This window comes from Apolloniradiicaulis salifontis (assembly GCF_053756655.1).
In genome coordinates, this window is the sequence record NZ_CM132387.1 from 967,168 (window position 1) to 981,354 (window position 14,187).

Annotated in this window: 14 protein-coding genes; 5 read left to right on the forward strand and 9 right to left on the reverse strand. The window is 64.5% G+C overall.

What is annotated here, in order from left to right; translation table 11 throughout:
- Positions 1-25: 25 nt before the first annotated feature.
- The 3 genes from ACWCOP_RS04685 to ACWCOP_RS04695 all read right to left on the reverse strand — a co-directional run bounded on the left by ACWCOP_RS04685 (position 26) and on the right by ACWCOP_RS04695 (position 4,930).
- Positions 26-790, reverse strand: a complete 765-nt coding sequence (locus ACWCOP_RS04685; protein ID WP_478250061.1) for a hypothetical protein — start codon at positions 788-790, stop codon at positions 26-28.
- Entirely contained in the window at positions 790-1,797 is a 1,008-nt protein-coding gene (locus ACWCOP_RS04690; RefSeq protein ID WP_478250062.1) for an MvdC/MvdD family ATP grasp protein, read from the reverse strand. The genes ACWCOP_RS04685 and ACWCOP_RS04690 overlap by 1 nt, the downstream gene beginning before the upstream one ends.
- A 535-nt stretch (positions 1,798-2,332) precedes the next feature.
- The gene (locus ACWCOP_RS04695) at positions 2,333-4,930 is read right to left on the reverse strand and encodes a zinc-dependent metalloprotease (RefSeq protein WP_478250063.1); all 2,598 of its coding nucleotides are present in this window, start codon (positions 4,928-4,930) and stop codon (positions 2,333-2,335) included.
- 209 nt (positions 4,931-5,139) lie between these two features.
- On the opposite strand from ACWCOP_RS04695, the gene ACWCOP_RS04700 reads away from it, so the two are divergent.
- Entirely contained in the window at positions 5,140-5,355 is a 216-nt protein-coding gene (locus ACWCOP_RS04700) for a hypothetical protein (protein ID WP_478250064.1), read from the forward strand.
- On the opposite strand, the gene ACWCOP_RS04705 is transcribed toward ACWCOP_RS04700, so the two are convergent.
- Positions 5,352-6,014 carry a Fe2+-dependent dioxygenase gene (locus tag ACWCOP_RS04705; protein WP_478250065.1) on the reverse strand — a complete coding sequence of 221 codons (663 nt, stop codon included), beginning with the start codon at positions 6,012-6,014 and terminating at the stop codon, positions 5,352-5,354. The two genes, ACWCOP_RS04700 and ACWCOP_RS04705, sit on opposite strands and share 4 nt — an antisense overlap.
- A gap of 70 nt (positions 6,015-6,084) precedes the next feature.
- Between ACWCOP_RS04705 and ACWCOP_RS04710 the strand changes: the two genes are divergently transcribed.
- Positions 6,085-6,987 carry a hypothetical protein gene (locus ACWCOP_RS04710; protein ID WP_478250066.1) on the forward strand — a complete coding sequence of 301 codons (903 nt, stop codon included), beginning with the start codon at positions 6,085-6,087 and terminating at the stop codon, positions 6,985-6,987.
- 7 nt (positions 6,988-6,994) lie between these two features.
- Here the strand turns inward: ACWCOP_RS04710 and ACWCOP_RS04715 are convergent, their stop codons facing one another.
- Positions 6,995-7,585 (reverse strand): DUF3299 domain-containing protein, encoded by a 591-nt coding sequence (locus tag ACWCOP_RS04715; RefSeq protein WP_478250067.1) that lies wholly within the window; start codon positions 7,583-7,585, stop codon positions 6,995-6,997.
- A 175-nt stretch (positions 7,586-7,760) separates the two neighbouring features.
- Between ACWCOP_RS04715 and ACWCOP_RS04720 the strand changes: the two genes are divergently transcribed.
- Positions 7,761-9,590: an ATP-binding response regulator gene (locus tag ACWCOP_RS04720; protein ID WP_478250068.1), complete on the forward strand. Its 1,830-nt coding sequence runs from the start codon at positions 7,761-7,763 to the stop codon at positions 9,588-9,590.
- A gap of 6 nt (positions 9,591-9,596) precedes the next feature.
- On the opposite strand, the gene ACWCOP_RS04725 is transcribed toward ACWCOP_RS04720, so the two are convergent.
- Positions 9,597-11,222: an ATP-binding protein gene (locus ACWCOP_RS04725; protein WP_478250069.1), complete on the reverse strand. Its 1,626-nt coding sequence runs from the start codon at positions 11,220-11,222 to the stop codon at positions 9,597-9,599.
- A gap of 146 nt (positions 11,223-11,368) precedes the next feature.
- Positions 11,369-11,701: a divalent-cation tolerance protein CutA gene (gene cutA, locus ACWCOP_RS04730; RefSeq protein ID WP_478250070.1), complete on the reverse strand. Its 333-nt coding sequence runs from the start codon at positions 11,699-11,701 to the stop codon at positions 11,369-11,371.
- Between the two features lie 49 nt (positions 11,702-11,750).
- On the opposite strand from cutA, the gene queC reads away from it, so the two are divergent.
- Together queC and queE are read left to right on the forward strand one after the other, a co-directional pair.
- Entirely contained in the window at positions 11,751-12,464 is a 714-nt protein-coding gene (gene queC, locus ACWCOP_RS04735) for a 7-cyano-7-deazaguanine synthase QueC (protein ID WP_478250071.1), read from the forward strand.
- Complete coding sequence (queE, locus tag ACWCOP_RS04740; protein WP_478250072.1) at positions 12,461-13,090, forward strand: 7-carboxy-7-deazaguanine synthase; 630 nt, start codon at positions 12,461-12,463, stop codon at positions 13,088-13,090. Before queC ends, queE begins: the two co-directional genes overlap by 4 nt.
- Before the next feature lie 30 nt (positions 13,091-13,120).
- Here queE and ACWCOP_RS04745 read toward each other — a convergent pair whose 3' ends face one another.
- Both ACWCOP_RS04745 and ACWCOP_RS04750 read right to left on the reverse strand, forming a co-directional pair.
- Positions 13,121-13,327 (reverse strand): hypothetical protein, encoded by a 207-nt coding sequence (locus ACWCOP_RS04745; protein ID WP_478250073.1) that lies wholly within the window; start codon positions 13,325-13,327, stop codon positions 13,121-13,123.
- Between the two features lie 78 nt (positions 13,328-13,405).
- Positions 13,406-14,104 carry a pirin family protein gene (locus tag ACWCOP_RS04750; RefSeq protein ID WP_478250074.1) on the reverse strand — a complete coding sequence of 233 codons (699 nt, stop codon included), beginning with the start codon at positions 14,102-14,104 and terminating at the stop codon, positions 13,406-13,408.
- Positions 14,105-14,187 lie beyond the last annotated feature (83 nt).

The window sequence follows — 14,187 nt, forward strand, 5'->3', positions numbered from 1 at the left end:
GGCCTTTGCTGACGGCAAGAGCGAGTCAGTTCGGCGCAGGAGAAGGCGTCCAGCCTCCCTCAAGGTCTTCCGGGCGATAAAGCGGCTGCTGGGCCGCAACCCTTTGGGAGAGATTTTCCGTCGCGGCCTCGCCGTAAAGGCCGTTGGCGGAGAGGCGTTGGAACACCTCCAGGGCCGCGCCTTGGCGTTGCTGCCAGAGGTCCGCGTGCAGATAGATAAGAAAAACCGGCACGCGTAGGCCCGCGAAAGCGGGATCGAATTCAGCGCGCGCCAAAAGGTTATTGCGTTCGGCGAAGGCGAGGTTCTGTGCGCGCATGTAGGTGACGGCGAGCGGGGGTGACAGCGGGCATGCCCGGCGCTCTTCGTTCATGGCCGTAAACGCGGCTTCTGTCAGACGCACCTCCAACTCCGCGCGTAAAACAAGCTCCCTCGCCACGCCGTCAAGGGAAACCAACGGGTCTTCCACCCCATAGCTCAGCATAAGCCCCTCCGACTGCACGCGGTTCGCAGCGTTCTCGAACGCGGCACTGAAGAAAGCCCTGCAGGCGCGGCGGCCCGCTGGGTCCTCGACCAGGCGCGCCGCGGCGTTTCGAACCTCAGCGCGTACAATGGCGACATCGGTTTGGCTCAATGAGGTGAAATCGCATTCTGCTTCAATCTCTTGAGCTTGGCATTCGCCAGCGGCGCAATCGGTCAAACGGCTTTGGCACTCGGCAATCGGCGCCAAACCGTTGGCGGCCTGCGAAGCGAAAACGGAAAGGAGCGACGCGGCGATGAGACCAGAAATCATCACAGATCAACCTTTGTGCTATTAATAAATCGATCATACACCGCCTGCGCGAATGATCGAGTCATAGCACCATCAACCTTCTCGTCCAGCCAACCCCATTGGCCGTCTTCGTTGCATTCTATAAACCACCAGGCGCCCTGCGGGTCGACTATGAAGTCGAAGCTTCCGTAAAACAGGCCGAACGCCTCCAGAAAGCGGTCTATCCGCTCCATGATCGCAGGCGGCGTATCGCAAGGCTGGAAGTCGAGATATCCAGATCCGTAACGCCAATCGACCTGGGTGTAAGGGTAGCTTTGGGAGTTGATCTGGAACGCGAAACATGCGCCGCGATGAGCAAAGACCCTCACTTCGTGGTCTTTGATGATGCGCTTTTGAAAGAAGTGCGGTGCAGCCGCGATGTCGGTGTCGGCCGCGTCGCGCACTTCGGCGGGCTCACAGCTCATGGTCATGATGACCTTATCCTCCACGCCAGACTGTTCCTTAAATCTGACGCGCTGGCCTGCAAGTGATTTGACTATCATTGATCCCTGACGCTCAGCGAAGGTGATTGCTTCTGACCGTGAAGACGTCACGAGCGAGGCCGGCGTCGCGAATCCAAGGCCGGCGGCCACGACCTGCTGATGCGGTTTTGACATGCGCCACTTGGCAACCGGACTGTTGATGAATTGCTCCGGATAAAGGGCTCCAAGTAGGAGAAACGCCGACTTCCATTCCATTTCACGCACTGAGTGTCGGCGATGGCGGTCGAATTCGTTTTCCTTGCCCTGAGTGTCCTGAAAGTACAACGGCGTGCCGGGAAAAAATTTCGCCCGGTTCCAGATCACATCATCCGGGCTGAAAGTCCGCCCCTCGAAGCGGACGGCAGCTGTTCCGGACGCCCCGACGTCTATCGAAAGCGCAGCGCCCTTCGTATAATCACGGACGAGGAAATCGTCAGAGCGTCCGGCGAGTTCTTCGCAGGTGCGCGCGACATGATCGTCGTTTTCAAGTCCGGTTATGAAAAGCATGGAGTGCCTTGGCGCTAAGGAAGCAGCGACGCGCCAGGCCGAAGCGGCCCGGCGCCATCGCCGTTGGTTTAGTCGACGCAGTCCGGGGTGCAGCAGCTGCCGTCCCCGTTTGGCGTGATGGTCGATGTCGGGGTGGTCGTGCATTCTTGCAACTGTCGTCGCCTAACTGATCGGCGAACTGGCCGTTGCCGCCGGTGATGCGAGCGAATTCGACCGGATCAATTTCGCGCAGAGATTGCTGGGTCTGTTCATGCTTACGCTGTAAGAAGCTTTTCATTTTGCAAGATCCTTTCATGGTTATGACGCTTCCGCCTGTCCATCAAAGCAGAACCGCCATTAAACCCGAATACAATTAAAAATAAATTCGAATTATAAATTCGCCTGAGAGAATTCTTCTTAGAGAGTTGCGTCGGGCTAGGCGTCGACCGGCGAGCGCTCCACGGCCTGTTGGAGCAGCACAGGTTAGGCGCCAACGAAAACCGCCCCTCCCGTTTTCCGGAAGGGGCGGCTTCGTGTTCAGGCTTGTTAAGTGCGTCTAGCCTTCAAACGCCTTGATCAGCGCGCGAAGGTGGGCGCGGTGGGCGCGGGCTTCACGCGAGCCCATCAGGTCGGGCATCCAGTCCGGGCCCACCCAGCCCTTGATGTCGTTGATCGAGGCCAGAGCCGCCGACCGCGCGAACGGGGCATAGGGGCTGGACGGGCTGGCGATGGAGGCCAGCTGCTGCAGATAAGCGATCTGCAGGTTCTGCCGGTAGGTGTTCGGCTCCCCGCGCACGTCGGCCGCATATACGATCTCGGTGAGATCCTGCAGGTATTCGGCCGGCGCATAATCACCGCCATAGCGCGACGCATCGCCCATGCGGTCGAGCACGTTGGGGTGCAGCAGATGGGCCATGATGGCCATTTGCTGGGCGTAGGCGCGCTCGTGCAGGGACGGGTCTTCATCGGTCGGGAAGTGATCGAAGAGGCGCCGCTGACGCTGCAGGCGATCGGCGAAAGCCTCCTCGACAGTGAAGGCCTCCGGACCGAACACGGCGGCTTCGAGAACCTCCAGCGCCTGCTCCTGCTTCTCGCGCGGGACCGGCACGAAGGGCGTCTGTGCGCCCTCCTGACCGACCACGGCGCGGTTGTTGTAGATCCCGCCCACATGGCGGCTGGCCACGTTGGCCGCGCCAAAGCGCTGCCCTGACAGGATCAGATAGCTGGTGAGCAGGGTCTGATAGGTTTCACCCTCTTTAACGGTCGTCTCCGGCAGCGCCGCGATGGTCTCGTTCATGAGAGCCACGCGCCCCTGGGCCCAGCTCACGGGATCGTCGGAGAGGTCGTTGATCATCACCCGCGGGTCGATATGACGGCCCGGCGCGCGCATATCGTCGGCGTCATTGCCCAGGAACAGCTCACGCTCGGTGGAGCGCGCGAGGAGCTGCGGCAGGCCGGCTTCGTCCGGCGTGTAGCCGTACTGAATCGCCCAGATGTCGTACGCCCCCGGGATTTCCTGGGAATACTGCACGGTGTCGCTCAGCTCCGCCGGCAGGTTCAGCGCCGGATAGTCCATGATGGAGTTGGTGACGGTCTCGCCCTGGGCCAGCTCGTCCAGGCTCACGCCCGAGCTCGCGCCCATATTGTGCATCAGGCCCAGCGTGTGACCGATCTCGTGAATGACGAGATAGTGCAGGGACTGACGGATCAGCTCGTCCATCTCCACGGTGCTCGCGCCCTGGGCCTGCAGCGTTGCGAGGCCGGCCTGGGTTTCAAACTGGAGATGTTCGGCGAAATTGCACATCGCGCCGTTTTCGTGGTCGTGTTCGAACATGTGTTGCGGTTCGCCGGTGAGCTCGGCCATCTGGTCGGCCGGCAGCCAGGCGGACAGGCCCGCCACGTCGAACAGCTCCGAATAGCGGATGCGGTTCGTCAGGAAGACGTATTCCAGCATGATGTCCGCACCGATGATTTCGCCGGTGCGCGGATTGGTGAAGCTCGGCCCGTAGCCGCCGAAGGGCGGGGTGGGTGAGGAGGTCCAGCGCAGCACGTTGTAGCGGATGTCGCCGGCGTCCCAGTCGGCGTCGTCGGGCTGCACGCGCACTTCAACCGCGTTGGAGAAACCGGCCGCCTCGAACGCCTGGTTCCAGGTCAGCGCCGCGTCGCGAATGGTGTCGCGAAGCTCCACCGGCGTGGTGTTTTCGATCCACCACACGATGGGCTCCACCGGATCGGAAAGCTCCGCGTCCGGGTCCTGCTTCACCAGGCGCCAGCGATTGATCACGTCGTCATAGGGCGTGATCGTGGTGTCGGTGAGATTGGTCACGCGCTGGCCGAAATAGCCGACGCGGAAATCATCAGCCCGGGGCTCGAAACCCTCTTCGGGCATGGCCACGAAGGAGTGCTGCAGAAGCACCGCAACCGAACGCGCGTCGGTGATCTCGGGCCCGCCGCGATTGCTCGGGCTGCTCTCCTGGTAGACATACTCCACCACCACGTCGGTGTTCTCCGGGTAAGAGCGCACATCGGTGATGCGGGTCTGGCCAGACTGCAGCCGGCCCAGGCCGAACGCGTTTTCAGCGCCGGGTCCGCGCGGCGCGGTCGGCTTGATCTGGTGCAGATCCTCGCCTTTGAGAAGGTCGCCCACATTGATTAGATAGCGCGCCGGGGTCGCCTCTTCGCCTTCACCGGATGCGGGCGTCTCCGCCTCGATCTCCAGCAAGGCCAGCGGGGCGCGGGTGATGTTGGCTTCCGACGCGCGCGAAAGGGCGTTATCTGCGTCAAAGGAGAAGTTGGTGTTCTGCGCCGCGATCTCGATCTCGCCATAGCGCTTGGTGAAGGTCAGCACTTCATTGGCGCGGAACTGGCCGCGGAAATGGCCGACGCGCGGAGCGCCGTTCTCGCTGTAGGTGAAATAGATCACCTCGTCGCCGAGCTGGTCCTCGCTGATCTCCATGAAGAGATCGCCGTCTTCGGGATTGCGGTAGAGGGTGAAGAAGCCTTCAATCGCGTCGAAATCCTCCACGAAGGTTTCGATCGTTTCCTCGGCTTCGTCTTCGTCCTCGTCGCTGTCGTCGTCCTGCGCGAACGCGGGCGATCCGACCATCACGGCCGCCAGCAGCGCCGCAAACCAGCGGCTGCGATATTGTGTCATGGGTTTGCTCCCCTCCCAAACATACGCGCCTAACCTAGGGCGAGGCGGGCGCTCCGGCCAAGCCTTTAGGGGTTACGATTTGGTCACAAAGCAGCACCTGTCACCTTTTATGCACAGGTCGGGGCGGCGCCGGGCTGGCTGAACTCAGTCTTTTTGTTCTATAAATGTTCTCGTGGTCGATCTTCCGCAACCCCGACCGAGGCGCCCCCATGAGCGACCAAGACAGTGATCTGCGTGACGCCCTGGCCTACGCGCTGTGGCGGTCGCCCTGGCGGACGCGGCTGGGTGGGCTGGACGCCTGCCGTCTGGCGGCGGGCGATCTGGCGCGGCATCTGCGCCGGGCCGGCTATCAGGTCACGCCCGGAGAGCCGCTGACGCCCCATGGCGCACTCAGCCGCGGTCACGAGCCGGACAAGACAGGCTAATCCTCCGCCCATTGGCGCAGCAGATTGGTGCGCGTCTTCATCAGCCGGTCCACCTCCGCGCTCTTGCCGTCGCGGGCGTGCAGCGCGTTCAGGGTAAGCGACAGATCGAACAGGATTTCGCGCTGATCAGCCCGGCGCACATAGCTGCGCACCCAGCCCACCACCGCCAGGCGTTCGCCGCCGGTCACCGGCTTGACCTGGTGCAGCGCGCCGGTGGGATAGAGCACCGCGTCGCCCGCCGACAGCTTGATTTCGGTCTCGCCCGAGGAATCCTGTAGCGCCAGCTCCCCGCCCTTATAGTCTTCGGGGTCCGCTAGAAAGAGCGTGAACGACAGATCGCTGCGCGCGCCGCCCATGATCGCGTCGTCCACGTGCAGCCCGTAGGTCTCGCCGGGACCGTACAGGCTGATCAGGGTCCGCAGGATGCGCTTGGGCTGGGCGGCGGCCTGAAACACGCCATGACGGCTCAGCGCGGCTTCGCACAGGCGCCGGATCGTGTCGGCCTTGGGGCCCGGCGCCATCTGGCGGTTCGCCTTCACCGCGCGCGCCGCGGCGCCGGCGGTGGAGGCGCCGTCGATGAAGGCTGATCGGTCCGCGGCCAGATCGCGGACCGTATTCAGCGCCTCGGCGTTCAGGACTTCGGCGAGGCGATGGAGCATTATGAGCCCTTCTTGCGATTAAGTCTCAGACGCGCTAGCACATGGGCGACATCAAGCAAAGGACAACTCGATGGCCATCCGCAAATCGCCTCTGATCTGGACCGCAAGCCTGGCGGCGATCGCAGCCGGCTCGCTGAGCGCCTGCGGCGAGCCGGCAGCCCGGAATGATTTGGCGGCCCAGACCGCGCAGAGCACCCCGGATGAAGAGCCCGGCGCCGCCAACGCCGGGGCCGCGCTCGCTGAAGAGGGCGGCGAGGCCGGAGAGGGCGGAGAGGGCGGCGAGGCTGGCGGCGAGTTTGGCATCGACGCCTCCGTCGCGGTGGAAGACCCGGTGGTTTATATCTCCGCGATCGAAGTCATGCGCGCTCACTACCTGGCCGGGCTGGCGGCCTTGCAGGCGGGCGAGCGCCAAGCCGCCGCGGCGATGTTCTCTCACCCGGTGTCTGAAATCTACGTCGATTTCGAGCCGGTGGCGGTGGAGCGCGGCGCGCCTTCCATGATGGAGGAGATGAACCGGGCCGCGGTTCTGCACTTCCAGGAAGCCTCCGACGACGAAATCCGCGAGGCGGTCCAGGAGGTTCTGCGTCTGCTGGACGAGACCGCGGCCGCCGCGCCGGCGCCGCGCACCAGCCAGGGCCAGGTGGACGGCGAGGTGATTCTGGATCTGGCCGATCGCGCCGCCCTGCAATACGGCTTCGCCAGCGCCGCGGGTTTCGCCGGAGAGTCGTGGCTGGACGCCTATGGTTTCAACGCCGCCGTCCAGTTTTACGCCCGCCGTAACGGTGAGGAACTGATGGAGACGATGCCAGTGATCGCGGGCCCTCTATCGGATCTTCTGGTGACGCTGGAAGCCGCGCTGGGCGAATATGACGGCCCGGCCGAGGGCGCTCCCTCGCCGCAGGACGTCGATGCAGCGGTGTGGGCGTACCGCAACGCGCTCCTGCCCGAAGGCGACGAGGCGACGGCGCCCTAGAACCGATCTAGGGCTGATAATCGCTGACTGAACGCACGATCAGGGTGTAGGCCGCCGCAGCGAGTTCAGTGTCGACGCGCTCGATCTCCATGCGGCCCTCCACCCAGACCGGCTCCCACAGGGAGCTGTACTCGATGGGGTCGGGGCTTCTCAGATAGACGATCTGGTTCGGCGGCGGCGGCGGATAGTGCACGCACGCCCCGTGATAGGGCAGCAGCAGAAATTCGCGCGCCGAGCCTTGCTGGGCGTAATCCAGCGGCAGGATATAGCCGGGCATGCGCACCACCGCGCCGGCCAGATCCTCCACCACATTGAAGGTGCCGATCTGGTTCTCCACCGGGCTGGAGCCGGTGAACCGGCTCATAAGCGAGGGATCCGCCCGGCCTTCGTTCAGTGCTTCCAGCGCATCAAGCTCGTCATCGGGCATCAGGTCGCGCCAGCTGATCTGCTCCGCCTCGATGGAGGGATCCACACGCTCCAGGCCGGTGTCGGCGCCCTGTGGCTCCGGGCCCGCGTCGCGCCCGCAGGAGGCGAGAACCAGGGCGAGGCCTGCGGTCAGTACAAGATGCAGCGGGGTGAGGCGCGAAGGGGCGATCACAGGGGCGTCTCCACAGGACAGGACGGCGAACAGCCTGACATTTCGGTCTCTCCAACAATGGGGAAGGCGAGGCGTTGCGACAAGGTGAACGACGCGTCCACCGCGTTTTAAGACCTGTGTGCCAGTTTGACCTCCATAGAACCGCACAAAAAGCGGTCAGCAAGATGGGTGTGTAATGGGGTTCAAGACAGACGAAGGCGCAGCCGTCGCGGCGGAAACGCGCCGGACAAAGCGGCTGCTTGTGGCGCGCAGCGCTCTGCGCGCGGTTCCGCTGAACATCATCAACGCGGTGCTTTTGAGCTTTTTGTTCATCGGCCATGTGGACATGGTGATGCACGCTGCCTGGTTTGTTGTGCTCAGTTTTGCGGCGCTCCTGCGCCTTGGCGCCATGTGGCGCGCTCACAAGGATGACCGCGTTCCCACCGACCGCGAGATCACCGGCTATATCGTTATATCCGGCGTGGTGGGCGTGTGCTGGGGTCTGACGCCGTTCCTGCTCGGCCCGGACGCGCCCGTGATCGCGAGCAACGCCGTGGCGATGGTGATCGCAGGTATGGCCGCCGGCGCCGCCATGACGAGCGCGGCCGAACACCGTGTCGTGCTGGCCTACACAATTCCGGCGCTGGGGCTGTGGGGTCTGTCGCTGGCGCTCACCGGCACCTGGGAAGGGCTTCTTGTGGCGGCCCTGCTTGTGGGCTTCTTCCTCGCGATGAACTCGCTGACCATGACCTACGCCTCCACGCTGACCGATGCGGTCAAGGCCAATGTCGAACTGGACGAGGCGCGCCGCCACACCGAGGCTCAGGCTGCGGCCATGTCGAGGCTCGCCGACCATAATGACCAGGCCGCCCGCAAGGCCGAGGAGCAGGCCCGCGCCAGCGCCGCCTTGCTGGCCAATATGAGCCATGAGCTGCGCTCTCCGCTGAACGGCGTGCTGGGCATGGCCCAGCTGCTGGAGGAATCCGCGGCCGGCGGCGAGCAGCGCCGCATGGCTCTGCGCATCCGCGAATCCGGCGAGCAGCTCAACCGCCTGCTCACCGATGTTCTTGACGTCTCACGTATCGAGGCCGGCCGCCTGGAGCTTGAGCTGGAGGACGTGACGGCTCGTTCTCTGGCCGACCGCGCACGCGCCCAGTTCGAACCGGTCGCTTCCACCAAGGGGCTCGCCTTTGAGGTTCAGATCGCCGGCGAGGCTGACATGGCGTTGCGCGCCGACGGCGACCGGATGATGCAGCTTGCGCGCATCCTGCTCGCCAATGCGGTGCGCTTCACCGACGCCGGCGGCGTGGTCGCCACGGTCACCACGCGCACCCACGACAACGGGTCCGCGCGTCTGCGCTTCCAGGTGCGCGACACCGGGTGCGGCGTGCCCGAATCCGCGCGCGCCCACCTGTTCGACGCCTTGGCGTCAGACAAGATGGACAGCGCGATCCGTGAGGCCGGCACCGGGCTCGGCCTGCATCTTTGCAAGCGTCTGGCCGGGCTGATGGACGGCGAGGTGGGCTACAAGCCCGCCGGGTCCGGCTCTACGTTCTGGTTCGAAGTGGGGCTCAAGCCGTCCAGCCGGATCGACAAATACGCTGATGGCGAACAGCTCACCGTGGACGCGCGGCGCCTGCGCATGCTGGTGGCCGAAACCGATCCGGCGCGGCGTTCGGTTCTGCTGGGCTATCTCAAATCGTTCAATTGCGTTGTCACCTGCGCCACTTCAAGCGGTGAAATGGTCGAAGCTCTGGGCGCCGCAGCCTATGACGCGGTGGTTCTGGGCCTTGCTCTGGACGACGGCGACATCGAAGACGCGGCCGCCGAGATCCGGGCGCTGGCGTCCACGGCGGCGATGACCCCGGTGGTGCGTCTGTCGCGCGGTCTCGACATGCCTGTGCGGGCGGGCGCGATGGAGACGTTGGTGCGCGCGCCGGTGGCGGCCGAGGCTCTGCTGGAGGCGCTCAACACCGCGCTGAAAGACGACACCGCGGCCCAGGCCAATCTGCGCCGTATCGCCTGATGCCGCTCAAGCCGCACCGCTGGCGCGGCAGCCCTGCGCCAGAACCCGTGCGATTTCGCCGAACAAGCGCTCGCGCTCGATCGGTTTTGCGACATAGCCGTCCATGCCCGCCTCAATACAGCGGTGTTCATCCCCGCGCATCGCGTTGGCGGTTAGCGCGATGATCGAGACGTCGCAGGCAGGCGTCTTAAGAGCGCGTATTCGCCGTGTGGCCTCGACGCCGTCCATGCCGGGCATCTGGACATCCATGAGCACCACGTCATAAGGGTCGCTCTGGACTGCAGCGAGCGCCTGGACGCCATCCGCAACAAGATCGCATGTCCAACCCCTGAGCTTCAGAAATCCGAGGATGACTTCCTGATTGATCGGGTTGTCTTCGGCGACGAGGATACGCGGACCGTCGCCCGTGATCCCGACCACGGCATCGGTTGGGAGCTCGGCTTGCGAGGACGGGTCGGCCGCCGCCGCCCGCTGCAGCGGCGCTTCAAACCAGAAAGTCGAGCCTTTACCCGGCGTGCTGTCGAAGCCGATCGAGCCGCCCATGAGATCGACGAGGCGCTTGCAAATGGCGAGTCCGAGCCCGGTGCCGCCGTATCGGCGAGAGGTCGCCCCGTCGGCCTGGGTGAATGCGGTGAAGAGCTTGGCGTGCGCCTCGGTGGGGACGCCGCAACCGGTGTCGGCGACTTCGACGCGCAAAACCGTGCGGCTTGGACCGATATCGGTCAGGCTGAGGCGCGCTCGCACGGATCCTTCGGCGGTGAATTTGATGGCGTTGCCGATGAAATTGAAAATGACCTGCTTCAGGCGAACGGGATCCCCGACCACGCGCGTGCCGGTCGCGCCGTCGAAGTCGACGCTGAACGCCAGGTTCTGCTCCTCCGCCCGGGGGCGCCAGAGTGAGAACGTGGACTGGATCAGCTCGTTGATCTCAAACGGGACCGGATCGAGGTCCATCTTGCCGGCTTCGATCTTGGACAGGTCCAGCACATCGTTCAGGAGGCGCAGGAGCACTTCCCCAGAGGTTCGGATAGTCTTGGCGAGGCGCGCCTGATTAGGATCCAGCCCGCTTTCCTGAAGCAGCTGCGCGACTCCGAGAACGCCGTTGAGCGGCGTGCGGATCTCGTGGCTCATGGTGGCCAGGAATTCACTCTTCGCCTGGTTTGCGCTCAGCGCCTCGATCCGCGCTCGGCCCAGTTGCTCCGCCAGCGCGACGAGCTTGCGGTTACGCTCCTCGCTTTCCGCCTGGAGCATTTTCATCAGGCTGACGCCGGAGCCGACGCCGGCGTACTCGCCGTCCCGCGTGATGATGAAGCCGTCCAACAGCGCCGAATTGCGGTCGGTGAGGATATGGCGCGAAAGCTCCGACACGAGATGATCGCTCTCCACCAGGAGCGGATCCTTGTCCATGATGAAGGTGATCGGCCGTTTGGCGAACAAGGCGCGCCCGTGAGTGTCCGCCATGCGCAGGAAAAAGACGTTGCGCGCCACCAGACCGATTGGCCTGCCGTCCTGGACGACGGCGCATACAAGCAGTTCGGCGTCCTCGGAGAACAGATCGTAGACCTGTGACCCTGTCGTCATCGGGTCAAGTTGCGGCGCATCCTGCAAAAGAGAGCGGACCGTTCGGCTCATGAAATTCTTCCCACACCCAGGTGGGAACTCCCCAACCCGGGTATCAAGAAAGCCGCGCCGGCGCTTGCGTTTGAGTTAACCGGAGCGGCGTTTCACCGAAACTTCACCGCTCTGTCACGAACCGGGGCCCTGGGAGGCCGGCGGGTTCAGTCCGCACCCGGCGTTTCCGCCGCCACCCAGGCGGCGAAGGCGGGCGACGTGCCGGTGGTCTCGACGCCCAGCTGTACAATGGCGGGTTCTTCGTAGGGATGCAGGGCGATCAGCCGGTCGCGAACAGTTCCGGCGTGGGCCGCGCCGGTCTTGAACAGCACCACTGTCTCGGACTCCAGGCAGGTCTCGCCTTTCCAGCGGAAGATGGATCGCGCGGGTCCCATAACGTTCGCGCACGCGATAAGCCGCTCGTCCAGAAGCGTCTCGGCGGCGGCCGCCGCGCTCTCCTCGTCCGGCCAGGTGGTGTAGAGGATCGCCATGTCGCTCATCGCCTTGCACTCCTTGCATCTCAGCCTTCAAGAGCGGATATAGCCCGCCATGAACGAACACCTCAAATCCGACGCGGCTCTGGTGCTGTTTTCAGGCGGCCAGGATTCCGCCACGTGTCTTGCCTGGGCGCTGGCCCGCTTTGAGCGGGTGGAGACGATCGGCTTCGCCTACGGCCAGCGCCACGGTGTGGAGATGCAGGCGCGCACGCGTGTACGCACCGCCATGATGGACGCGTTTCCCGACTGGGCTGCGGGCCTTGGCGAGGACGTTGTGGTGGACATATCCGGTTATGGCGCGCTGGCTGAAAGCGCGCTCACCCGCGAGGCCGAATTCGCCATGAGCGCGAAGGGCTTGCCCACGACCTTCGTGCCGGGCCGCAATCTGGTCTTCCTCACCATTGCCGGCGCCCACGCCTATCGCCGCGCCACGCCGCACCTGGTCACCGGCGTCTGCCAAACTGATTTTTCCGGCTACCCTGATTGCCGCGAGCAGACGATCAAGGCGCAGCAGCGCGCCATCTCTCTGGGTCTCGACGAAACTGTCCAGATCGACACCCCGCTCATGCACCTGACCAAGGCCGAGACCTGGGCGCTCGCCCACAAACTGGGCGGCGACGCGCTTGTGGATCTCATCGTGGAGGAGAGCCACACCTGTTATCGCGGCGACCGGGAGCATCGCCACGCCTGGGGCTATGGCTGCGGCGACTGCCCGGCCTGCGATCTGCGCGCCACGGGCTGGGCTGAGTGGCGGGGTGGGGCATGACCTATTCGGTCAAGGAAATGTTCCTCACCGTGCAGGGCGAGGGCGGCCAGACGGGCCGGCCTGCAGTTTTCGTGCGCTTTTCCGGCTGCAATCTGTGGAGCGGGCTGGAGCGGGACCGCGCCAGCGCCGTCTGCACCTTCTGCGACACCGACTTTGTGGGAACTGACGGCGTCAACGGCGCCAAGTTTCGCAAGGCGGCTGATCTGGCGGCGGCGGCCTTCGGCCTCTGGCCCGGCGGCGGGCGGCCTTGTGTGGTGTTGACCGGCGGCGAGCCGCTGCTGCAGCTGGACGCAACCCTGATCGAGGCGTTCCACCGCGAAGGCTTCGAGATCGCAGTGGAGACCAACGGCACGATTGAGGCGCCGGCCGGAATCGACTGGATCTGCGTCAGCCCCAAATCCAGCGCGCCGCTGAAACAGACCGCAGGCCATGAGCTGAAGCTGGTCTATCCCCAGGCCGACGCCATGCCGGACAGATTCGAGCATCTGGACTTCCGCGAGTTTCGCCTCCAGCCCATGGACGGGCCGAACCAGATGCAGAACGCGAAAGCCGCCTTCGATTACTGTTTGCGAAATCCCAAATGGAGCCTCAGCCTCCAGACCCATAAATTGATCGGGGCGCCCTGACGCGGCTCAAGGCGCGGCCGGTGCGACCGGTCAGTCGCGGCGTTCGCCGTCTTCATCCTCGTCGTCTTCATCGCCGCCGGGGGTGACGATCTTCACTGCGCCTTCGGCGACATCGCCGGCCACTCCGATCGTGGCGCCGGCGGCGCCGGCAGCGACGCCCACCGCCGTGGCGGCCAAGCAGCCCTGAAGAGCGATGAGCGCAATCAGCGCGGTGAACACGGTGGCGAGACGGCCCATGGGTTAACTCCGGTCAGCAAAGGAAAAGCCCGCCACGAGCTAGCGCGGCGGGCTTGAAGATGCGCTTAACGCGGTGGCTTATCTTGTGTCCACCAGTACGATTTCAGCATCTTCGCCGGCGGTGATGGTGAGCGTCGCCTCGTCCTTGATCGCGGCGCCGTCGCGGGCGTTCAGGGCGACGCCGTTGACCTTCACCGCGCCCTTGGCGAGCCCCAGATAGGCGTGGCGGCCAGGCTCCAGCGTGTAGGTGACTTCGGAGCCTGCCGTCACCGTGGCGCCGAGCACGCGCGCATCGGCGCGGATCGGCAGTGCGCCTTCGTCTCCGGCGCGGCCCGAGGCCAAAACGACCAGCTCGTTTTCCCGCCCGGTCTTGGGAAATTCCCTCGCATCCCAAGAGGGTTGGCCGCCGCGTTCATCGGGCAGGATCCAGATCTGGAAGATCCGGGTGAGGGCGTCCTCCTTGTTGAATTCGGCGTGGCGGACGCCGGAGCCCGCGCTCATCACCTGCACGTCGCCGGCCAGCGTGCGGCCTTTGTTTCCCAGGCTGTCTTCATGGCTGATGGCGCCGTCGCGCACATAGGTGATGATCTCCATCTCCTGATGCGGATGCGGCGGAAATCCGGTCTGGGGCTGGATTTCGTCGTCGTTCCAGACTCTTAGGTTTCCCCATCCCATGCGCTTGGGATCGTGATAGCCGCCGAAGGTGAAATGGTGTTTTGCGTTCAGCCAGTCGGTGCGAAAGGCGCCGAGGCTGTCGAATGGGCGTGGATCGATCATGTCGCTCTCCCGTCTGTTTGCTGTGTTGGGGCTAGATCTAAGCGGGGAGAGGCCCGGGTATAAGCGGAGGCTATGACTGTTGA